The sequence below is a fragment of the Streptomyces sp. R28 genome (assembly GCF_041052385.1).
Taxonomy (GTDB): domain Bacteria; phylum Actinomycetota; class Actinomycetes; order Streptomycetales; family Streptomycetaceae; genus Streptomyces.
This window is the reverse complement of record NZ_CP163439.1, coordinates 7,533,677-7,555,843: the sequence shown is the minus strand read 5'-3', so window position 1 is coordinate 7,555,843 and position 22,167 is coordinate 7,533,677. Positions and strand designations below refer to the sequence as shown.

At 70.5% G+C, this 22,167-nt stretch carries 17 protein-coding genes; 5 read left to right on the top strand and 12 right to left on the bottom strand.

Annotated features, from left to right (window positions below):
• Positions 1-66: 66 nt before the first annotated feature.
• Positions 67-315 carry a hypothetical protein gene (locus tag AB5J49_RS34040; RefSeq protein WP_369172687.1) on the top strand — a complete coding sequence of 83 codons (249 nt, stop codon included), beginning with the start codon at positions 67-69 and terminating at the stop codon, positions 313-315.
• A 91-nt stretch (positions 316-406) separates the two neighbouring features.
• On the opposite strand, the gene AB5J49_RS34035 is transcribed toward AB5J49_RS34040, so the two are convergent.
• From AB5J49_RS34035 to AB5J49_RS34025, 3 genes are all read right to left on the bottom strand, one after another.
• On the bottom strand, positions 407-1,852 hold the full coding sequence (locus AB5J49_RS34035; RefSeq protein WP_369172686.1) for an aldehyde dehydrogenase family protein: 1,446 nt from the start codon (positions 1,850-1,852) through the stop codon (positions 407-409).
• Between the two features lie 347 nt (positions 1,853-2,199).
• Positions 2,200-3,879 (bottom strand): PucR family transcriptional regulator, encoded by a 1,680-nt coding sequence (locus tag AB5J49_RS34030; protein WP_369172685.1) that lies wholly within the window; start codon positions 3,877-3,879, stop codon positions 2,200-2,202.
• A 164-nt stretch (positions 3,880-4,043) separates the two neighbouring features.
• The gene (locus AB5J49_RS34025; RefSeq protein ID WP_369172684.1) at positions 4,044-6,464 is read right to left on the bottom strand and encodes an ATP/GTP-binding protein; all 2,421 of its coding nucleotides are present in this window, start codon (positions 6,462-6,464) and stop codon (positions 4,044-4,046) included.
• A 311-nt stretch (positions 6,465-6,775) separates the two neighbouring features.
• On the opposite strand from AB5J49_RS34025, the gene gabT reads away from it, so the two are divergent.
• Complete coding sequence (gabT, locus tag AB5J49_RS34020) at positions 6,776-8,110, top strand: 4-aminobutyrate--2-oxoglutarate transaminase (RefSeq protein ID WP_369172683.1); 1,335 nt, start codon at positions 6,776-6,778, stop codon at positions 8,108-8,110.
• Between the two features lie 221 nt (positions 8,111-8,331).
• Positions 8,332-9,165: a phosphatase PAP2 family protein gene (locus tag AB5J49_RS34015; protein WP_369175353.1), complete on the top strand. Its 834-nt coding sequence runs from the start codon at positions 8,332-8,334 to the stop codon at positions 9,163-9,165.
• Here AB5J49_RS34015 and AB5J49_RS34010 read toward each other — a convergent pair.
• The 8 genes from AB5J49_RS34010 to AB5J49_RS33975 form a co-directional block, all read right to left on the bottom strand.
• The gene (locus tag AB5J49_RS34010; protein ID WP_369172682.1) at positions 9,104-10,897 is read right to left on the bottom strand and encodes a chitinase; all 1,794 of its coding nucleotides are present in this window, start codon (positions 10,895-10,897) and stop codon (positions 9,104-9,106) included. The genes AB5J49_RS34015 and AB5J49_RS34010 overlap by 62 nt on opposite strands.
• Positions 10,898-11,000: 103 nt before the next feature.
• Positions 11,001-11,459 carry a hypothetical protein gene (locus AB5J49_RS34005; protein WP_369172681.1) on the bottom strand — a complete coding sequence of 153 codons (459 nt, stop codon included), beginning with the start codon at positions 11,457-11,459 and terminating at the stop codon, positions 11,001-11,003.
• Between the two features lie 132 nt (positions 11,460-11,591).
• Positions 11,592-13,019: an NAD(P)/FAD-dependent oxidoreductase gene (locus tag AB5J49_RS34000; protein WP_369172680.1), complete on the bottom strand. Its 1,428-nt coding sequence runs from the start codon at positions 13,017-13,019 to the stop codon at positions 11,592-11,594.
• A 65-nt stretch (positions 13,020-13,084) separates the two neighbouring features.
• Positions 13,085-13,891, bottom strand: a complete 807-nt coding sequence (locus AB5J49_RS33995; protein WP_369172679.1) for an ABC transporter permease — start codon at positions 13,889-13,891, stop codon at positions 13,085-13,087.
• Between the two features lie 21 nt (positions 13,892-13,912).
• On the bottom strand, positions 13,913-14,842 hold the full coding sequence (locus tag AB5J49_RS33990) for an ABC transporter permease (protein WP_369172678.1): 930 nt from the start codon (positions 14,840-14,842) through the stop codon (positions 13,913-13,915).
• Positions 14,842-15,996 (bottom strand): ABC transporter ATP-binding protein, encoded by a 1,155-nt coding sequence (locus AB5J49_RS33985; protein WP_369172677.1) that lies wholly within the window; start codon positions 15,994-15,996, stop codon positions 14,842-14,844. Before AB5J49_RS33985 ends, AB5J49_RS33990 begins: the two co-directional genes overlap by 1 nt.
• A complete protein-coding gene (locus AB5J49_RS33980) occupies positions 15,993-17,240 on the bottom strand; it encodes a PotD/PotF family extracellular solute-binding protein (protein ID WP_369172676.1) in 1,248 nt (415 codons plus the stop codon). The genes AB5J49_RS33985 and AB5J49_RS33980 overlap by 4 nt, the downstream gene beginning before the upstream one ends.
• 84 nt (positions 17,241-17,324) lie before the next feature.
• Positions 17,325-18,875: a gamma-aminobutyraldehyde dehydrogenase gene (locus AB5J49_RS33975; protein WP_369172675.1), complete on the bottom strand. Its 1,551-nt coding sequence runs from the start codon at positions 18,873-18,875 to the stop codon at positions 17,325-17,327.
• 200 nt (positions 18,876-19,075) lie between these two features.
• Here AB5J49_RS33975 and AB5J49_RS33970 point away from each other — a divergent pair, with 200 nt between their 5' ends.
• Complete coding sequence (locus tag AB5J49_RS33970) at positions 19,076-19,630, top strand: NADAR family protein (RefSeq protein WP_369172674.1); 555 nt, start codon at positions 19,076-19,078, stop codon at positions 19,628-19,630.
• Positions 19,631-19,963: 333 nt separating this feature from the next.
• Here AB5J49_RS33970 and AB5J49_RS33965 read toward each other — a convergent pair whose 3' ends face one another.
• On the bottom strand, positions 19,964-20,908 hold the full coding sequence (locus tag AB5J49_RS33965) for a hypothetical protein (protein ID WP_369172673.1): 945 nt from the start codon (positions 20,906-20,908) through the stop codon (positions 19,964-19,966).
• Between the two features lie 97 nt (positions 20,909-21,005).
• Between AB5J49_RS33965 and AB5J49_RS33960 the strand changes: the two genes are divergently transcribed.
• A complete protein-coding gene (locus AB5J49_RS33960) occupies positions 21,006-22,127 on the top strand; it encodes an adenosine deaminase (protein WP_369175352.1) in 1,122 nt (373 codons plus the stop codon).
• Positions 22,128-22,167 lie beyond the last annotated feature (40 nt).

Genomic DNA, 22,167 nt, shown 5'->3' with positions numbered 1-22,167 from the left:
AAAGGAGTCGGCCGGGGTGCGGCACAGTTGTTCCTCCGCGTCGACCGTGGCTGAGGGAGATCAGTTGTGGGAATCCTGTTCGACGACACCTACCACGTCGTCCTCCGCGAGGAGGGTCGGCGCATCGTCGACTTCAACTGGCGCCAGATGCCCTGGAAGGGGCTGTGCTTCGAGCACGAGCAGCGCAAGCTCCGGGTGGTGGACATCTCCGTCCGCGTGCCCACCATGGGCGAACAGCCGTACATGGTCGAGTGCGACGTCGTCGAGGCGTACCGGTGGGTCGAGGACGAGGAGCGGTGGGATCCGGTGACCTGAGCGGGGCGGGTTGGCCGTGTGCCGTTTCGGACGCGGACGGCCGGAGCCCCCGCACAGCGGACTCCGGCCGTCGGCCCATGGGGGTGGCCGCTCAGAGAGCGATGCCGGTGAGGACCATCACCCGCTCGTAGGTGTAGTCGTCCATCGCGAACTTCACGCCCTCACGGCCCACACCGGACTGCTTGGCGCCGCCGTACGGCATCTGGTCGGCGCGGTAGGAGGGCACGTCACCGATGACGACGCCGCCGACCTCGAGGGCCCGGTGGGCCCGGAACGCGGTCTGCAGGTCATGCGTGAACACACCCGCCTGGAGGCCGTACTTGGAGTCGTTGGCGGCGGCGAACGCGGCGGCCTCCCCGTCGACCTTCTGCACGGTGAGGACGGGCCCGAAGACCTCCTCGCACGCGAGGGTGACGTCGGCCGGTACGTCGGTGAGGACGGTCGGCGCGTAGGAGGCACCGTCGCGCTTGCCGCCGGCGAGCAGGGCCGCCCCCGCGGCGACGGCTTCGTCCACCCACGTCTCGACGCGCTTGGCGGCGTCCTCGCTGACCAGCGGCCCGACGTCGGTCGCGTCGTCGCTCGGGTCACCGGTGACCTGGGCCTCGACGGCGGCGACGATGCGCGGCACGAGCCGGTCGTACACGGACGCGTCCGCGATCACCCGCTGCACGGAGATGCAGGACTGGCCGCCCTGGTAGTTGGAGAAAGTGGCGATGCGGGTCGCGGCCCAGTCGAGGTCCGCGTCGGAGGCGTAGTCGCCGAGCACGACGGCCGCGCCGTTGCCGCCCAGCTCCAGGGTGCAGTGCTTGCGCGGCACCGAGTCCATGATCGCGTAGCCGACCTTCTCGGAGCCGGTGAAGGAGATCACGGGCAGGCGCGGGTCCTGGACCAGCGCGGGCATACGGTCGTTCGGAACCGGGAGGATGCTCCAGGAGCCGGCCGGGAGCCCGGTCTCGGCGAGCAGCTCACCGATGACGAGCCCGGAGAGCGGGGTGGCCGGGGCGGGCTTCAGAATGATCGGCGCGCCGGCGGCGATGGCCGGGGCGATCTTGTGGGCGCACAGGTTCAGCGGGAAGTTGAACGGCGCGATCCCGAGGACGACGCCCTTGGGGAAGCGCCGGGTGAGGGCGAGGCGCCCCTGCCCGCCGAGGTCGGTGTCGAGCCGCTGGGCTTCGCCACCGTTGAACCGCCGGGCCTCTTCGGCGGCGAACCGGAACACGGACACGGCACGGCCGACCTCGCCCCGGGCCCACTTCATCGGCTTGCCGTTCTCGGCGGAGATCAGCGCGGCGATCTCCTCGGTCCGCTCGACGAGCCGCCTGCTGACGTGGTCGAGCGCGGCGGCACGCACGTGGGCCGGCGTCGCGGCGAAGTCCTCGCGGACGGCGTACGCGGCGGCCACGGCCTCCTCGGTCTGCGCGTCCGTCGGCACACTCACCTTGGCGACGACCCGCCCGTCCCACGGGGAGGTGACATCGAAGCTGTCCTCGCCGCTGACCTGGCGACCGGCGAGCCAGAAGGCGTGGGTGGAAGTCATAGGGAGTCCCGGCCCTTCCGCGTTGGGGGTGTCCTGGTGTGTCGGGGTCCACGGTAGGGGGGTGGGGGCGGAGGGGCGTTTGTCCGGGGTGTAGTGGTGGGGGGCGGGGGTGCGCCGGTTTGGCGGGGTGGGTGGGGGTACGGCCCAGGAATTCACGCCCCCGCCGCCCCTACCCGTCCCATCCTGAAGGGGCTCCGCCCCTTCGACCCCGCTCCTCAAACGCCGGAGGGGCTGAATTTCAGCCCCTCCGGCGTTTGAGGACGAGGCCCGTTCAGGGCCGAAGCGGGGGTCTGGGGGCGGCAGCCCCCAGGGACGGGACGGGTAGGGGCGGCGGGGGCGAAACCCGTCTACTCCGCCGACGTCGCCTTCAACGCCAGCCAAAGCTCCATCCGCACATCGGCGTCATCCAGCGAGCGCCCAAGAATCTCCTCCACCCGCCGCATCCGGTACCGCAAGGTGTGCCGATGCACCCCCAGATCCGCAGCCGCCGCATCCCACTGCCCGTGCCGCGACAGCCACGCCCGCAGCGAGGCGACCAGATCCCCCCGCCCCGTCGCGTCGTGTTCGTGCAGCGCCCGCAGCAACCCGTCCGCGAACGCCTTCACCGCATCGTCCGCGAGCAGCGGCAACACCGACCCCGCGGCCAGCTGCTCGTGCTCCACGCACACCCGCCCCCGCCGCCGAGCCACCGACAGGGCCTGCTCGGCCTGCTTGTACGCCGCCGCGGCAGCGATGGGCCCGGCCGGCGCCGAGAGCCCCACGACCAGCTCGTCCTCGCCGGCGCCCCCCGGCTGCTCGGGTACGTCCCCCGCCCGCGCCGCCTCCAGTGCCGCCGCGTACTTCGCGCACGCCGCCACCACCGCACCCTCGTCCGAGGCGAGCACCACCAGCCGCGCCGCTTCGCCCTCCCCCTCCGGCACGACGAGCACCGCCTCCCCGGCCCGAGCCGCCGCGGACTCCACGACCTCGGTGAGGGCGCCCAGCGGATCGCCGTACGTGTCGGACGCGGTGGCCAGCACCGCGGCGGACGCCTTGGTGAGCGCCACCCGCGCCCCGGAATCCACCACCCGCGCCGCCGACACCGACGCCGCCTCGGCGACGATCACCCGGAAGGGCGCGTCCAGCAGCTCGCCGTACAGATCTCCCGCCACGGCCCGTGCGTGGTCCGGCTCCCCGGCGAGCAGCATGCGCAGCACCGCCGCGCCCACCCGCTGCTCGGCCGCGTGCAGCGACCGCGACCGCTCGGTGGTCAGCGTCAGCAGCGCGATCGCGGAGTACACGGCGTACCGCTCCGCCGTGCCCAGCGCCGCCGCCGTCCCCACGGCCAGCGCCGCGCGCGGCCGCCGCCCCGTGCCCAGGGTGTGCAGCTCGACCCGGTCCTCGTGCTCCGGCCCGCCGACCACGGACGACGCCGGCGCGGTCCGCTCCCGCAGCCGCTCCACGTCCGCCGTGAGCCGCGCCGCCCGCCGTCCCGCCCAGTCGGGCGCCGTCGCGACCACGGCACCGGACGCGTCGTACAGGGCCGCCCAGCCGTCCACCTGGGACGCCAGCACGGCCAGCAGCCCTTCCGGCCCGTCGGTCAACGCCTGCTTCGTCAGCTCCCGTTGCGCCGCGAACCCTGCCGTCACCGCCCGGTACTGATCCGCCGCGATCGCCGCCGACACGGCCTTGCTGATGGCGAGGAAGGGGGTGCGGCGCGGCACCTCCAACAGCGGCAGGCCCTCCTCCTCGGCCGCTTCGACCAGCGCCGTGGGGATTGCCTCGTAGTTGACGCCGACCGCGAAGCCCAGCCCGACCACACCCGCACCGGCCAGCCGCCGCACATAGCGCCGCATCGCCTCGGGGTTCTCCGCGTCCAGCTTGAGCGCGGTGATCAGCAGCAGCTCCCCGCCCTCCATGTAGGGGACGGGGTCGGCGAGCTCACTGACGTGCGCCCATCGCACCGGCACGTCCAGGCGGTCCTCGCCCGCCCGCACGGTCAGCTTGAGCGCGGAGTGGTGGACGAGCGAGGCGAGCGTGGGGGGCATGAGGCCTTCAATATCGAGGTGATCGGTGTGATCGGTGTGGCCGGCGTGATCGCGGTGATCATCGACGTGACCCCTGTGATCTTTTGGCCGCGGTGTATGAACGACCTATGCCGATTCTGCCTCACCGTACGGTCACCGCGTGACCTGCCGGCCGGATACCGAGGTCAGCCCCGCAGATCCACCAGCAACGGCGGCGCGTGCTCGCCCTCGACGCTGGTGAGCGACAGCACCGCATGCCCCGGCGGCACCCCGTGCGCCAGCTCGGACGCCGACCACCGCTCCCGCTCGACCTGCTTCACCGTCACCGCGTCCGTCGTCACGGCCTTGCCGGTGACGAGCTTGCGCAGGGCATGGATCATGCGGGTCATCGGCTGGTCGGCGAAGACCGTGTGCTTCGCCACCTCCCGCGTCTCCACCCATTCGGTGCCCCAGGTCTGCGCGAACCGACTGCCGTCCCATGTCGTCACGCCGGAGAACGCCATACGGCAGCCGATCGCCCCGTACAGCGGACCGTGCAGGGCCTCGGGGACGTCGCCGATCGTGCGCAGGGCTAGGACGACGCCCGCGTTCTGGGAGCGCACCCGCTGGATCCGGCGCACCGACTCGGCGGTGACCGCCCCGGTGGCGTCGTCGAGGACCAGGCAGGCGAAGTGGCGGCGCTGCGCGCTGCGTACGACCGTACTGAACTGGGCGAGGACGAGCCTCGTCAGCAGGCGGGCGGCCTCCTCGTGGCCCTGTTCCGGGAGGTCGATACGGACCCGCAGCGGATGATGGGCCACGGCCCGCAGGGAGAACAGCCGGGCATCGCCGCCCCCGCCGAAGAACTCGGTGAAGGCCGGCCGGTTGAGGAGGGCGAGCCGGTCGGCGAGGGCGCGGCCCACATCGGCCGGGCTCCCCATCTGCCGGACGCGGGCCTGAAGTTCACGGCGCATCACGGTGTGGCCGTCGGACGACAGCGCCTCCTCCAGGGCGGACAGCGCCGACGGCTCGCCCTCCAGGAGTTCACGCAAGTCCGGCAGGGTCGGGAAACGGCCGTGCACCGCCCGGTAGGGACCGAGCAGCTGGGCGAGCGCGGTGGCGGCGCTCTGGCTGCCCACGGTGTCCAGGTCGCCCACCAGGCCCTCGGCGAGGATCGCGGCCGCCTCGTCCGGGTCCTCCGACTCCGCGTACGGATCCAGGTCGTGGACGGATGCGGGATCCCCGATCCGTACGACCACGTCGAACGCCGCGTCCGCGGCGAGCCGGGTGCCCGCGGCAGAGACCGCGACGACGGCGCACCGTCCGGTGAGCGCCTGCAACGCCAGCGACTCCGTCACGGGCTCGATCAGGTTCCGTGTCTTGCCCGCCCCGGACGGTCCGATCGCCAGGAGCGACGTACCCAGCACGTCCGGGCCGAGCGCGGCGCCCACGTCGTGGTAGGCGCGCGGAGCCCGTTCGGCGGCCACCCAGCGCCCGATGCGCACCTGCCCTTCGAGCAGGTCGTGGCCGGCCGCGCGGCGTGGCAGGTCCCTGGCCCCGGAGGGGTGCGTCCAGGAGGCGCCGCCCCGTCGCAGCACGGTGTCACGGAAGGTCTCGAGAGAACCGTCCTGCCTCGCCACGGTCCAGGCGTGCTCCAACCGGGCGCAGTCCACGTCGTTCATACGGTGGCCGGCCACTTCGGCGGTCAGCAGGTCGGCCGCCTCGTACTGTCCCGCCTGCCGGAGCTCGGGCCACTCGGCGCGGGGCCGGTCCTTGGCCGGCGCCGTGTTCTCCTGCGCTGCGGCACCGCGCGCGGCGAGGCGCGCCTTCACATATCCCCACCAGTCGCCGACCCGGGCGAACGGCCACAGGACCAGCAGGGTGACGACCGTGTACAGACTGTCGGTGAACAGCACCGAGGTGAACAGGTCGAAGCCGCCCGAGATCAGAGCGACGAGGGAGAACAGGGGGGCGACGACAGGAAGAGCGTCCCAGGTGACGCCGGGAAAGGCGCTCGGGAACACAAAGCTCAGCGTGACCAGGGCGCCCAGGGCGGCGAGCAGCGCACGTGCGGGCTGTGGCCGGTTGCCCACGAAGTGGCGGACCACATCGGGCCAACTGCCCAGTCGGCCCATCGCGTAGACGAGCACGGCGAAGAAGAGACCGTTGTAGACGACAAGGGCCTCCTGCCCCTGCCAGTCCTTGGCGGACGCGAGGGTGCCGCCCCACCACCAGTCGTCCGGCGTGAACAGCCGCAGCAAGGAGTACTGGTAGGGGACGCTGCCACGCCGCCACAGCGACCACACGAGCAGCGCCACGACCAGCGGAACGAGCAGCCCGACGACAGTGACCGGCGCCAGCCGTTCGGCTCCTCCCTGCGCGGCCTTCGGCAGGCGGTATCCGAATCGCCAGATCCCGGGCCGGGCGACCGCCCGGGGCTCATTGAGCCAGTCGGCCACGGACCCGGGCCGTGTCTGTGCGCTCTGTGCGGGCAGTTCCCGCCCGCCCTGCGCGCCGGGTGCCCGTGTCGGCCGCGGCGGCACCGCGGGCGCCTCCGGGGGCACCGCCGGACGCGGCACAGGCGTCGCGTGCGTACCCCGCGCGTCCTGCGTCCCGTCGCTGTCCATCGCCCTTGCCCCCTGACCAGCCGCTCCGTCCACCATCAGCGAGCCAATCTAACGCCCTCTCCTGGGGAGTTCACCGCTTACGCGGCCGACGGTGCGGACCGAGATGCTCGGGATGTCGATCGCCGGCGGTTGCGCACCCGTGTGGGCGACCCGCCGAACCCGATGGCGCCCGCACCGTCGGCGCCGCTATGTCCACCACGGACAACCGGACTCGCCGACAACGCCCACATGGAGCATGCCCACCCCCCGCTCCCCGCCCTAGCCTGCGAAAAAGAGAAGACAAGCGTCCGCAAAACCCCCAGGAGCCCCTCATGAGCGCACTTCCGCAGGAGCGCCGCGTCGTCACCGCCATCCCCGGCCCGAAGTCGCAGGAGCTGCAGGCCCGCCGTACCGCCGCGGTCGCGCAGGGCGTGGGCTCCGTGCTGCCCGTGTTCACGGCGCGTGCGGGCGGCGGAATCATCGAGGACGTCGACGGCAACCGGCTCATCGACTTCGGTTCGGGCATCGCGGTGACGTCCGTCGGCGCCTCCGCCGAGGCCGTCGTACGCAAGGCGACCGCGCAGCTCGCCGACTTCACCCACACCTGTTTCATGGTCACGCCGTACGAGGGCTACGTCGCCGTCGCCGAGGCGCTGGCCGAGCTGACGCCGGGCGACCACGCCAAGAAGTCGGCGCTGTTCAACTCCGGCGCCGAGGCCGTCGAGAACGCCGTCAAGATCGCCCGTGCGTACACCAAGCGCCAGGCCGTCGTCGTGTTCGACCACGGCTACCACGGCCGTACGAACCTCACCATGGCGCTGACCGCGAAGAACATGCCGTACAAGCACGGCTTCGGCCCGTTCGCGCCCGAGGTGTACCGCGTGCCGGTGGCCTACGGCTACCGCTGGCCGACCGGCGCGGAGAACGCGGGCCCGGAGGCCGCCGCGCAGGCCATCGACCAGATCTCCAAGCAGGTCGGCGCGGAGAACGTCGCCGCGATCATCATCGAGCCGGTGCTCGGCGAGGGCGGCTTCATCGAGCCGGCCAAGGGCTTCCTGCCGGCCATCAGCAAGTTCGCCTCCGACAACGGCATCGTCTTCGTCGCGGACGAGATCCAGTCCGGCTTCTGCCGTACGGGTCAGTGGTTCGCGTGCGAGGACGAGGGCATCGTCCCCGACCTGATCACGACCGCGAAGGGCATCGCCGGCGGCCTCCCGCTCGCCGCCGTGACCGGCCGCGCCGAGATCATGGACGCCGCCCACGCGGGCGGCCTGGGCGGCACCTACGGCGGCAACCCGGTCGCGTGCGCCGGTGCGCTGGGCTCCATCGAGACGATGAAGGAGCTCGACCTCAACGCCAAGGCGAAGAACATCGAGGCGATCATGAAGGCCCGCCTCACCGCCATGGCCGAGAAGTTCGACATCGTCGGTGACGTACGCGGCCGTGGCGCCATGATCGCCATCGAGCTGGTCAAGGATCGCGCCACCAAGGAGCCGAACCCGCAGGCGACCGCCGCGCTCGCCAAGGCCTGCCACCAGGAGGGCCTGCTGGTCCTGACCTGTGGCACCTACGGCAACGTGCTGCGGTTCCTGCCCCCGCTGGTCATCGGCGAGGATCTGCTGAACGAGGGCCTCGACATCATCGAGCAGGCCTTCACCCGCATCTGAGGTCTCAGCAAAACCACTGGTGAGCGCCGGTTCGCCGGCCCGGCAACCTCATCCGCCCCAGCCTTGGCACCGTCCGCGGTTCCGGGGCCGGGGCGGCTGTAGTCAGAGCGTGTGAAGAAGGTGTGCGGGGTGGATGGCAGGACGCGATTCCGTCTGTCTTACGCCCTCCGGCTGTCGTAGGTTCTAACCAGATGAGAGATACACCCCGCCCAGAGGGGACTCTGGGTGACATCAGGCCGGGGCCTCCCCAGCTTCGACCTGGTCGTGCCCTCGCGCACACAACCGGAGCCTCCGGCTCCGGATCTCCTCACCGATCGGACAGTCGCCCGCCCCAAACCCCCCGGGGCGGCCGACCATCCGATCCGGACGGGCGCCTCGGAACCACCCCCCCTGTTCCGGGGCGCCCGACCTCCCTCTTCCTCCTTCTCGTTCTTCCGGCCCTCCTCTTCGCCCTGTCCACCTGGCAGGTAGTCGAGGACGGGCCGCTTGTGCGTGTGGACGAGCGGGTCAGCCGGGCCCTGGTCCATCCGGACCGCTTCTCCGAACTCCTGGCCGATCTGGGCAATGCCCAGGTCGCGGTCCCGGTCCTCGCCGTGGTCCTGGTCCACACCGCCTGGCGATCCCGCCGCACTGGTACAGACCGGTGGTGGCTGCCGTCCACCGCGGCGGCCGTTCTGATGGCACTGGTCCCGGCCCTGATCGTGCCGCTCAAGGAACTCACCGACCGCCCCGGCACCCCGGCCGTCCCCCCGGCGACCGGTTACTACCCCTCCGGCCACACCGCCACGGCCGCCGTCGCCTACGGTTGCGCGGCCCTGCTCCTCCTCCCCTGGCTCCGCACCGCCTACGCCCGCCGCGAGCTCCTCATCGCCTGCGCGGTCCTCAACGCGGCCGTCGGCTTCGGCCTGGTCCGCCGCGGCTACCACTGGCCACTGGACGTCGTGGCCAGTTGGTGCCTGTGCACGGTGCTCCTGTCCTCGCTCTGGCTGTTCCTCAGCCGAAGTAGCCGTCGAACGCCCGCTGGAACTCCCAGCCGCCGTACCGGTCCCAGTTGATCGACCACGTCATCAGACCGCGCAGCGCCGGCCAGGTGCCGCGGGTGGTGTACGAGCCGCAGTTCGTCTTCCTCGTCAGGCAGTCCAGGGTCTTGGTGACCTCGGCCGGCGGGACGTGGCCGTTGCCCGCGTTGGCCGAGGCGGGCATGCCGATCGCCACCTGGTCGGGGCGCAGGGGCGGGAAGACGTTGCTCGCGTTGCCCGCGACCGGGAAGCCGGTGAGCAGCATCTCGGTCATCGCGATGTGGAAGTCGGCGCCGCCCATGGAGTGGTACTGGTTGTCCAGACCCATGATCGGGCCCGAGTTGTAGTCCTGGACATGGAGAAGCGTCAGGTCGTCGCGCAGCGCGTGGACGACCGGGAGGTACGCCCCTGCCCTCGGGTCCTGGCCACCCCACTGGCCGGTGCCGTAGTACTGGTATCCGAGCTGGACGAAGAAGGTCTCCGGGGCCATCGTCAGGACGAATTGGTCGCCGTACCTGGCCTTCAGGGTCTTCAGGGCCGAGATGAGGTTGACGATCACCGGCGTCTTCGGGTTCCTGAAGTCGGTGTCGTCGGCGTTCAGGGAGAGCGAGTGGCCCTCGAAGTCGATGTCCAGGCCGTCGAGGCCGTACTCGTCGATGATCTTCGACACCGACGTCACGAAGGTGTCCCGCGCCGCCGCCGTCGTCAGCTGCACCTGGCCGTTCTGGCCGCCGATGGAGATCAGCACCTTCTTGCCGGCCGCCTGCTTGGCCCTGATCGCCGCCTTGAAGTCGGCGTCGCTCTCGACGTTCGGGCACTCGGTGACCGGGCAGCGGGCGAAGCGGATGTCGCCCGAGGTGACCGATGTCGGTTCACCGAAGGCCAGGTCGATGACGTCCCAGCTGTCGGGGACGTCGGCCATGCGCGTGTAGCCGGAGCCGTTGGCGAAGCTCGCGTGGAGGTAGCCGACCAGGGCGTGGGCCGGGAGGTCCGTGCCTCCGCCACCGGGTCCTGCGGTGGTCGTGGCCGTCACGGTGGCCGACTTCGCGGACTCGCCCGCCTCGTTCACGGCGCTGACCTGGAAGCCGTACGCCCTGGAGGGCGAGAGTCCGCCGACCGTGGCCGACGTGCCGCTCACCGTCTGGACCTTGGTGCCGTCGCGATGGACGGCGTAGCCCGTCGCGCCCGCGACCGCCGACCAGGACAGGGCGACGCTGGACGACGTGACCGTTCCGGTCTTCAGGCCGGTCGGCACTGCGGGTGGCCGGCCGGCGTCCGCGCCGGGTCCGACGAGTGAGATGTCGTCGGCGTAATAGGTGCCGGTGCCGTACCAGCCGTGGGTGTAGAGGGTGACGCGGGTGGTGGAGGGGCCGGTACGGAAGGTCGTCGTGAGCTGCTGCCAGGCGGGGGCCGACTGGGTCCAGGTGGAGACGTCGGTGGTGCCGGTGCCGCTCGCACCGAGATGGACGTAGGAGCCACGGACGTAGCCGGACAGCGTGTACAGGGAGTCCGGCTTCACGGTCACCTCCTGCGCGCACCGGGCGTTGTCGCCGCCGGCCGGGGTCGCCTGGAGTGCGGAAGTGCCGGCGTGCACGGGTGAGCCGACGGTCGTCCCGGCCGTGCAGGTCCAACCGTCGAGGCCGGCCTCGAAGCCGCCGTTGAGCGCGAGGTCGGTGTCGGCCGCACGGGCGGCCGACGAGAGTGCGGTGAGGCCGGGCAGGGTCAGTGCCGCGGCGGTCAGGAGGGCGAGAGGTCTGAAGCGATCCACAAGTGCCTCCAGGCATGGGGGGATTGGAGGGCGGAACCGCACACAACTTGGTCCAGACCAATCTTTCTGTCAAGAGGCTCCGGGCCCCCAGGAGTTCCGCGCGCTAGTCCTCCCCCTCCCCCTCCACGGCCAGCCGCGCCGCCGCCTCGTGCATGGCCAGTTCGAGGAGCGCCGGGTCGGTGAGGGTGCCCGTGCCGTCCGGCGGGACCAGCCAGCGGATGCCGCCGGTGGCGCGGCCCGGGTACGGGACGACGATCCAGGTGCCGGCCCCGGCCGTACGGATACCGGTGCCGAGCCAGCGGGCGGCGGTGCCGGGCGGCACGAAGAAGCCCATACGTGAGTCGCCGAAGTCGACCAGGACCGGGCCGAGTTGGTCGATGATGCGAGTGAGGACATCGAGCGTGGGATAGCCGAGTCCGGCCGGCAGGATGAGCACGTCCCAGGCCTTGCCGGCCGGCAGCAGGGCGACCCCCAGAGGGTTGCGCTCCCACTCCCAGCGGCAGGCTTCGGGATTCGGCGCAACGGATGCCAGCCACTCGACCGCCGTCTTCGCCCCTGTCATGACGGTGACCTCCCTTTTTTCGCGGACGCTGGTCGCGTCACGAGGGAGAGGGAGGTCACCCGGCAGGCATTACGCGAGTTCTCGCCACCAATTCATGGTGACCTGGGTCACATTCCCCGACCTGCGTCACGTTCAGCTGTCGAAGCCGAGGCCGAGTCGGTCCATCGCCTTCAGCCACAGGTTGCGCCGTCCGCCGTGCGCGTCGGCGCGGGCCAGCGACCACTTGGTGAGCGCGATACCGGTCCAGGCGAACGGCTCCGGCGGGAAGGGCAACGGCTTCTTGCGGACCATTTCGAGCCGCGTCCGCTCCGTGGACTCCCCCGCCAGCAGGTCCAGCATCACGTCCGCGCCGAACCTGGTTGCGCCGACGCCGAGGCCCGTGAAGCCCGCCGCGTACGCCACCTTGCCCTGGTGGGCCGTCCCGAAGAAGGCCGAGAAGCGCGAGCAGGTGTCGATCGCGCCGCCCCAGGCGTGCGTGAAGCGGATGCCCTCCAGCTGCGGGAAGCAGGTGAAGAAGTGCCCGGCGAGCTTGGCGTACGTCTCCGGGCGGTCGTCGTACTCGGCGCGCACCCGGCCGCCGTACGGGTAGACGGCGTCGTAGCCGCCCCAGAGGATGCGGTTGTCGGCGGAGAGACGGAAGTAGTGGAACTGGTTCGCCGAGTCGCCGAGGCCCTGACGGTTCTTCCAGCCGATCGACGTGAGCTGGTCCTCGGTGAGGGGCTCGGTCATCAGGGCGTAGTCGTAGACCGGGACCGTGTAGGCGCGGACGCGCTTGACCAGGCTCGGAAAGATGTTCGTGCCGAGCGCGACCCTGCGGGCGCGGACCTGGCCGTAGGGGGTGCGTACGGCCATGCCGGCGCCGTACGGCTTCAGGGTGAGGGCGGGGGTGTGCTCGTGGATGCGGACGCCGAGGTCCAGGCACGCCCGCTTCAGTCCCCACGCCAGCTTGGCCGGGTTGACCATGGCCACGCCCCGGCGGTCGAAGAGGCCGGCCTGGAATGTGGGTGAGTCGACCTGGGCCCGTACCGCCTCGGTGTCCAGGAACTCGATGCCCTCGGCGAGGCCCTTGTCCCGCAACTCCTCGTACCAGTCGCGCAGTTCCCACGCCTGGTAGGTCTCGGTGGCGACGTCGATCTCGCCGGTGCGTTCGAAGTCGCAGTCCAGGGAGTAGCGGGCGACCGCCTTCTCGATCTCGTCGAGGTTGCGGGCGCCCAGTTCCTGAAGCGTGTGGATCTCGTCGGGCCAGCGGGTGAGGCCGTTGGGCAGCCCGTGGGTGAGGGAGGCGGCACAGAAGCCGCCGTTGCGGCCCGAGGCGGCCCAGCCCACCTCGCGGCCTTCGAGCAGGACCACGTCCCGCTGGGGGTCGCGCTCCTTGGCGACGAGCGCGGTCCACAGTCCGCTGTAGCCGCCGCCGACGACCAGCAGGTCGCAGGTCTCGGCGGTGGTGAGGGCGGGTTCCGGGCGGGGCCTGCCGGGGTCGTCCAGCCAGTACGGGACCGGCTGGGCGTCGGAAAGGGATTTGGTCCAGTTGTTGCCACGACTCATGGCGCTTGGGGCCATGATTTCAACTCCCTACAGGGTGTTTCTTTTTGGCTTTAAGCCTTTCGGCTTTACACCTCTCGGCTTTACGCCTTCTGCTTGTTTCTGCGGTTTCCGATGACCATGGAGGCCAGGACGAACAGTACGGCGACGACGAACATGGCCGTACCGATGACATTGATCTGAACGGGCGTTCCGCGCTGGGCCGATCCCCAGACGAACATCGGGAAGGTGACGGTGGAGCCCGCGTTGAAATTGGTGATGATGAAATCGTCGAAGGAGAGCGCGAAGGCGAGCAGCGCGCCCGCCGCGATTCCGGGGGCGGCGATCGGCAGGGTGACCCGGACGAACGTCTGGACCGGTCCGGCGTACAGGTCCTGCGCGGCCTGCTCCAGCCGCGGGTCCATCGACATCACGCGGGCCTTCACCGCCGTCACGACGAAGCTCAGGCAGAACATGATGTGGGCGATGAGAATCGTCCAGAAGCCCAGCTGGGCGCCCATGTTGAGGAACAGGGTGAGCAGCGAGGCCGCCATGACGACCTCGGGCATCGCCATCGGCAGGAAGATCAGCGAGTTCACGGCGCCGCGCGCGCGGAAGCGGTAGCGGACCAGCGCGAAGGCGATCATCGTGCCGAGGAGCGTGGCGCCCAGCGTCGCCCAGAACGCGATCTGCAGGCTGACCGACAGCGAGCCGCACAGGTCGGACACGCCGCACGGGTCCTGCCAGGCGGCCGTGGAGAACTCCTGCCATTCGTAGTTGAAGCGCCCCTTCGGTTTGTTGAAGGAGAAGACCGTCACGACGACGTTCGGCAGGAGGAGATAAGCGAGCGTCAGCAGTCCCGCGATGACGACGAGATTGCGCTTGAGCCAGTTGACGCTCGGGCCGGACATGCGACTCCGTCGCGTGTTCATTTAAACCAGATCCTCCGTGCCAGACCTACGGATGTAGACGGTCACCATGACGAGGATGGCGGCCATCAGGATGAAGGAGAGGGCAGCGGCCGTCGGATAGTCCAGAATCCGCAGGAACTGCGTCTGGATGACGTTGCCGACCATACGGGTGTCGGTGGAGCCGAGCAGATCGGCGTTGACGTAGTCGCCGGCGGCCGGGATGAAGGTCAGCAGCGTGCCGGAGACGACGCCCGGCATCGACAGCGGGAAGGTGACCTTGCGGAAGGTGGTGATCGGCTTGGCGTACAGGTCGCCGGCCGCCTCGTGCAGCCTGCCGTCGATGCGCTCCAGCGAGGAGTAGAGCGGCAGGACCATGAACGGCAGGAAGTTGTACGTCAGACCGCACACCACCGCGAGCGGCGTGGCCAGCACGCGGTCGCCGGAGGTCATACCGAGCCAGCTGGTGACGTCCAGGACATGCAGCGTGTTGAGAGCGCCGACGACCGGGCCGCCGTCCGCGAGGATCGTCTTCCAGGCCAGGGTGCGGATCAGGAAGCTGGTGAAGAACGGTGCGATCACCAGGATCATGATCAGGTTCTTCCAGCGGCCCGCGCGGAAGGCGATGAGGTAGGCGAGCGGGTAGCCGAGGATCAGGCACAGGATGGTCGCCGAGCCGGCGTAGAGCACCGAGCGCAGGAACTGCGGGTAGTACTCGGACAGGGCGTCCCAGTAGGTGGCGAAGTGCCAGGTGACCTTGTAGCCCTCCTCCAGGGAGCCCGTCTGCACGGACGTGGAGGCCTGGTAGATCATCGGCAGCGCGAAGAAGACCAGCAGCCAGAGGATGCCGGGGAGCAGGAGCCAGTAGGGGACGAGACGCCCGCGCTTGCGCGGGGGCTTGTTCTCAGGAGCCGTCGGGGAGAGAGGCGGTGGCGCCTCGGTCAGTGTCGCCATCAGACCGCCGCCTCTTCCTCGGTGCCGGCGTCGATGTCCTGACTCGAGTCCAGGCCGAAGGTGTGCGCCGGGTTCCAGTGCAGGACGACCTCGGCGCCGGGCACGAGCCGGGCGTCGCGGTCGATGTTCTGGGCGTAGACCTCGAACTCGGGGCAGACGGGGCTGTCGACGACGTACTGCGTGGAGACGCCGATGAAGGAGGAGTCCGCGATCTTCCCGGTGATCCGGTTGCGCCCCTCCGGGATCTCGCCCGCCTCGTCGGCATGCGTGAGGGAGATCTTCTCGGGGCGGACGCCGACCAGCACCTTGCCACCGGTCGCCGTGGCCGCGGAGCAGCGCGCCTCGGGCAGGACGAGCTTGCCGCCACCCGCCTTCAGCACGATGTCGTCGCCGCTCTTGGAGTCGACCTCGGCCTCGATGAAGTTGGAGGTGCCGAGGAAGTTGGCGACGAAGGTCGTGCGCGGGTTCTCGTACAGGTCGGTCGGCGAGCCGAGCTGCTCCACGCGGCCCGCGTTCATCACGGCGACCGTGTCGGCCATCGTCATGGCCTCCTCCTGGTCGTGCGTGACGTGGACGAAGGTGATGCCGACCTCGGTCTGGATCCGCTTGAGCTCCAGCTGCATCTGACGGCGCAGCTTGAGGTCGAGGGCGCCGAGGGGCTCGTCGAGGAGGAGCACCTTGGGGTGGTTGATCAGCGCGCGGGCCACGGCCACACGCTGCTGCTGGCCGCCCGACAGCTGGTGCGGCTTCTTGCGGGCCTGCTCGCCCAGCTGCACGAGGTCGAGCATGTCCTCGACCTGCTTCTTCACCGACTTGATGCCGCGCCGACGCAGGCCGAAGGCGACGTTCTCGAATATGTCGAGGTGCGGGAAGAGGGCGTACGACTGGAAGACCGTGTTCACCGGCCGCTTGTACGGCGGCAGGGCGGTCACGTCCTGGTCACCGAGGTGGACGGTGCCGGAGGAAGGTTCCTCCAGACCGGCGATCACGCGCAGGGTGGTGGTCTTGCCGCAGCCGGAGGCGCCGAGCAGGGCGAAGAAGGAGCCCTGGGGCACGGTCAGGTCGAGCGGGTGCACGGCGGTGAAGGAGCCGTAGGTCTTGCTGATGCCGGAGAGGCGGACGTCGCCGCTGTTTTCGTTCGTCATTGGTGTCACGCCCCTGTGAGCTTCGCGAACTTCTCTTCGTAGGCCGTCTCTTCCTTCGAGCTCAGGGAGCGGAAGGCGCGGGACTGGGCCTGCATGGCCTTGTCGGGGAGGATCAGCGGGTTGTTCGCCGCGTCCTCGTCGATCTTCGCAAGCTCTTCCTTCACGCCGTCGACGGGACAGACGTAGTTGATGTAGGCGGCGAGCTCGGCGGCGGGCTTCGGCTCGAAGTAGTAGTCGATGAGCCGCTCGGCGTTCGTCTTGTGACGGGCCTTGTTGGGGATCAGCAGGTTGTCGCTGGACGTCATGTAGCCGCTGTCCGGGATGAGGAAGTCGATGTCCGGGCTGTCGGCCTTGAGCTGTACGACGTCACCGGCCCAGGCGAGACAGGCGGCGAAGTCGCCGCTGGTGAGGTCGGAGGTGTAGTCGTTGCCGGTGAACCGGCGGATCTGCTTGTTGTCGACGGCTTTCTGCAGACGCGCGATCGCCGCGTCGTAGTCGTCGTCGGTGAACTTGGCCGGGTCCTTGCCCATGTCGAGCAGGGTCATCCCGACGGTGTCGCGCATCTCGGTGAGGAAGCCGACGCGGCCCTTGAGCCTCGGGTTGTCGAGCAGGTCGGAGACCGTCTTCACCTCGACGCCGTCGAGCGCCTTCTTGTTGTAGGCGATGACCGTCGAGATGCCCTGCCAGGGGTAGGAGTACGCCCGTCCCGGATCCCAGTCGGGGCTGCGGAACTGCTGCGACAGGTTGGCGAAGGCGTGCGGCAGGTTGGACGGGTCGAGTTTCTGGACCCATCCGAGGCGTATGAGACGGCCGGCGAGCCAGTCCGTGAGGACGACGATGTCGCGTCCGGTGTCCTGGCCGGCCGCGAGCTGCGGCTTGATCTTGCCGAAGAACTCGTTGTTGTCGTTGATGTCCTCGGTGTACTTGACCTTGATGCCGGTCCGCTCGGTGAACTGCTCCAGCGTCGGATGGTGCTTGCCGCTGTCGTCGACGTCCATGTACTCGGTCCAGTTGGAGAAGTTGACGACCTTCTCCTCGGCCGAGTGGTCCTCGGCGGACGTGCCGCCCTGGGTCTTGCCGGCCGCGGGGATCCCGCAGGCACTGAGCGTGCCCAGTCCGCCCAGCGCGAGCGCTCCGCCGGTGGAGGCCCGCAGCAGGGAACGCCGGGTCATGGCGGCCCGGCCGCTGCGCAAGCTGCGCCGCATGGCGGCCACTTGGGCCGGGGACAGGCGGTCGGGCTCGTACTGCTCCATGCGCGTGGTGCCCTTTCGGGAGAGATCGGTAGGAAGGGGAGGCCGGTCGTGGGTCGGGCGGCCGACTGCTCCCGCCTGATCTGGTTATCGGTCCCCGAAGACGGTGCGGTGCCAGTCCTTCCTGGGCACCGCGGTGTTGTCGAACATGACGTGCTTGATCTGCGTGTATTCCTCGAACGAGTACGCGGACATGTCCTTGCCGAAGCCGGACGCCTTGTAGCCGCCGTGCGGCATCTCGCTGATGATCGGAATGTGGTCGTTGACCCAGACGCACCCCGCCTTGATCTCGCGGGTGGCCCGGTTCGCCCGGTAGACGTCACGGCTCCAGGCGGAGGCGGCGAGCCCGTACGGGGTGTCGTTGGCGAGCCGGATCCCGTCGTCGTCACTGTCGAACGGCACGACGACCAGGACCGGCCCGAAGATCTCGGACTGGACGATCTCACTGTCCTGGGCGGCGTCGGCGACAAGGGTGGGCCGATAGTACGCACCGTTCCTGAGGTCGCCCCCTGGGGCCTCACCACCGGTGACCACGCGAGCGTAGGCACGCGCGCGGTCGACGAACCCGGCGACCCGGTCACGCTGGACGTGGGAGATCAGCGGCCCCAGATCGGTGCCCGGCGCGAACGGATCACCGAGCCGGACGCTCTCCATGAGGGCGGCGGTCCGCTCGACGAACTCCTCGTACAGCGGTCGCTGCACGTACGCGCGCGTGGCCGCCGTGCAGTCCTGCCCGGTGTTGATCAGCGCGCCCGCGACCGCGCCGTGGACGGCGGCTTCGAGGTCGGCGTCGTCGAAGACCACGAAGGGTGCCTTGCCGCCCAGCTCCAGGTGGATCCGCTTCACGGTGCCGGTGGCGATCTCGGCGACGCGCTTGCCGACGGCGGTGGAGCCGGTGAAGGAGGTCATGGCGACGTCGGGATGGCCGACGAGATGCTCGCCGGCTTCCCTGCCGGTCCCGGTGACGATGTTGATCACACCGTCGGGGATCCCGGCGTCGGTGGCGGTCCGGGCGAAGAGGAGCGAGGTGAGCGGGGTGAGCTCGGCGGGCTTGAGCACGATGGTGTTGCCCGCGGCGATCGCCGGGAGGATCTTCCAGGCGGCCATCTGGAGGGGGTAGTTCCAGGGGGCGATGGACCCGACGACGCCGATGGGTTCGCGACGGACGTACGAGGTGTGATCGCCGGAGTACTCCCCGGCGGACTGGCCGGCGAGGTGACGGGCGGCGCCGGCGAAGAAGGCGGTGTTGTCAATGGTCCCCGGCACATCGAACTCACGGGTCAGCTTCAGCGGCTTCCCGCACTGCAGGGACTCGGCGCGGGCGAATTCCTCGGCGCGGTCGGCGAGGACGGCGGCGAAGCGGTGCAGCGCGTCGGAGCGCTCGCCGGGAGTGGCCGCGGCCCAGCCGGGAAACGCCGCGCGCGCGGCGGCGACAGCGGCGTCGACGTCATCGGTACCGGCCAGGTCGTACGTGTACACCTCCTCGCCGGTGGCAGGGTCGACGACGGCGTGCGTACGGCCCGAGGTCCCCTTCGCCGGGCGGCCCGCGATGTACTGCGCGCCCTCCGCGAAGCGGTCCTGGGCCGGGAAACGGTGCCCGGTTGCGGTGTCCGGGGTGGCGGTGCCCGGGTTCTGCATGTCGCTCTCCTCCGTGTCCCCGTGGCGGGGCCGGCGTGGCTCAGGCTCGATTTGAGTGCCGATCCTGACAGAGCAGGAGGATGCCAACAAGTGATTCCGTTGTTGCCTTTTGATTACGCGACGGAATCTGTCGACCAGGTGTCGAGTCGGCCGGAAAAACGCGGGACGCATTGTCGGTGGTGCGTGCCAGACTCGGCGGCATGGCGAAGATCGATTCTTGGGATGTCCTGATCAAGGAGGTCCGTGCGGGGGCGAGGGTCAAGTATCTGCACTTCTGGGGACACCGGCCGAGGCCGGACGGCCAGGTGGGAGCGAGCTGCTTGAGCCAGTGGTGGCCGTCGCCGTTCACGGTGGACGGGGTGGAGTACGCGACCGCCGAGCACTGGATGATGGCCGGGAAGGCCCGGCTGTTCGGGGACGCGGAGGCCGAGCGGGGAGTGCTGGAGGCCGGGCATCCGTCGGTGGCGAAGAAGGCCGGGCGGCTGGTGCGGGGGTTCGACGACGCGATATGGGAGCGGGAGCGGTTCCGGATCGTCGTCGAAGGGTCGGTGCACAAGTTCGGCGCGGATGCCGGTCTGCGGGAGTTTTTGCTCGGTACCGGGGAGCGGGTGCTGGTGGAGGCCAGTCCGGTGGACCGGGTGTGGGGGATCGGGCTCGCGGCGAATGATGAGGGGGCGGGGGATCCGGAGCGGTGGCGGGGGCCGAATCTGTTGGGGTTCGCGTTGATGGAGGCGCGGGAGCGGTTGCGGGGGTAGGGAGGTTTCCGCCCCCCCCGCCCCTACCCGTCCCATCCTGAAGGGGCGCTGCCCCTTCGACCCCGCCAAGGGGCTCCGCCCCCTGGACCCCCGCTCCTCAAACGCCGGAGGGGCTGAATTTTCAGCCCGTCCGGCGCTTGAGGATGAGACCACACCGTCCCCAGCCCCCACCCACCCCGCTGAGGGCTTCGCCTCTGAAGCGCCGGCCCGCAATCCCAGCCCGTCCGGCGCTTGAGGACGAGGCCCGTCCAGGGCCGAAGCGGGGGTCTGGGGGCGGCAGCCCCCAGGGACGGGACGGGTAGGGGCGGCGGGGGCGAGGAAACCCGGCGGTGCCTACGACGTGGCGATCACAAGCGCCACCATGCCCAGCCCCAGCACCACACCCGCCGCCCCACAGATGACCCCGGCCAGAGCCTGCCCCGGATTCGTCGCCTCGCCCCGCCGCGCCTTGCCCCGCCCGATCGAACCGAAGATCAGAGCCAGCACACCCAGGATGATCGCCACCGGCCACAGACAGAAGACCGCCGCGGAGATGATCCCGAGCACCAGCCCGGCCGTACCCATCCCGTTGCTCGGCATGGCCTGCATACCGGGCCAGCCGTAGTACCCCCCGGCACCTGGCCCCGGCCCCGGCGGGTACCCGTAACCGCCGGGATAGCCGTACGGAACCCGCCCCGGCCCGTCGGGACCGATCGGCGGCGGCGGGACGGGCTCACCGTGAGCGGCGTAGGGACCGGGCACGGACGGCGGCGCGAAGGGATTGGCCGGTGCGCCGCCCGGCATGGGAGTGGAAGACGTGGGCCCCGGCGGCGCGAAGGGGTTCCCTGTCGAGCCGTGCGGCGGCGTCACCGGGCCCGGCCCGGCCGACGGGACCATCCACGGCGAGACCGACGGTACGGCGTCCCGCGGCTCGGCCGGCCCGCCCACGGGCGGCACGGACGTGACCGTCCGCTGATCGTGCACAGCGGGAGCGGCCCAGACCGGCGGCTCGTTCGAGGCGAGGGTGTACCCGGGACCGCCCGGCGCGGCGGGAGCCGCCTGCGCACCCACGGCCGGAGGCGCCCACGGATCCGCTTCGGACCGGGCCTGCGGACCTCCCCCGCTCGGCCCCGCCGCCCCCGGCTTGTCCAACGACGTCTTCGGCTTCTTCTCCAGCGACGTCCCCGACTCCGCTACGGCCGCGTCTCCCGGTACCCCTGTTCCCCCCGGTGCTGCTGCCGATCCCCCCGTTCCCCCCGATACCTCCGGCGCCTCCGGCGTCTGCGCGTCGTCGGACATGCGCGGGCCCCCTCCGTCGTACGTGCCGTCATGCTAAGGCCCGGGCATCACCGTCACGGCTCCGGCCTACGATGATCCCGAGTAACCCGATCAGCCGATCACCCGCGTCCCGCGGAGCCGCACACCCGGCCGCGGACGCCGTTCCCGGGGAGGAACCTTGACCGACCGTCTCGTCGACGCCCGCGTCCCGCGCGACCTGCACGCCTTCATCGCCGGACTGCCCAAGGCCGAACTGCACGTCCACCACGTCGGCTCCGCCTCCCCCCGCATCGTCGCGGAACTCGCCGCCCGCCACCCCGACTCCAAGGTCCCCACCGACCCCGAGGCACTGGTCGACTACTTCACCTTCACGGACTTCGCCCACTTCATCGAGGTGTACCTGTCCGTCGTGGACCTGATCCGCACCCCGGAGGACGTACGGCTGCTGACGTACGAGGTGGCCCGCGAGCTGGCCCGCCAGCAGGTGCGCTACGCCGAGCTGACCATCACCCCGTTCTCCTCCACCCGCCGTGGCATCGACGAGAGCGCGTTCATGGCGGCGATCGAGGACGCCCGCAAGGCGGCCGAGGCCGAGTTCGGGACCGTGCTGCGCTGGTGCTTCGACATTCCCGGCGAGGCCGGGCTGGAGGCCGCCGAGGAGACCACGCGGCTCGCGACCGACGACCGGATCCGCCCGGAGGGCCTGGTCTCCTTCGGGCTCGGCGGGCCCGAGGTCGGCGTACCGAGGCCGCAGTTCAAGCCGTACTTCGACCGTGCGATCGCGGCCGGACTGCACTCCGTACCGCACGCCGGCGAGACCACCGGGCCGCAGACGGTGTGGGACGCCCTCACTCACCTGCGCGCCGAGCGCATCGGGCACGGCACGAGCTCGGCGCAGGACCCGAAGCTGCTCGCGCACCTCGCCGAGCACCGGATCGCGCTGGAGGTGTGCCCGACCTCCAACATCGCCACGCGCGCGGTCCGCGACATCGACGAGCACCCGATCAAGGAGTTCGCGAAGGCCGGGGTCGTCGTCACCATCAACTCCGACGACCCGCCCATGTTCGGCACCGACCTCAACAACGAGTACGCGGTCGCCGCACGCCTTCTCGACCTGGACGAGCGGGGCCTGGCCGACCTCGCCAAGAACGCCGTGGACGCGTCCTTCCTCGACGGGCCCGGCAAGGCCCGGATCAGGGCCGAGATCGACACGTACACGACCAAGTGGCTCGCCTCCTGACGCCCCGGGACTGACGCCGCACCACGCCCGCCACAATGAC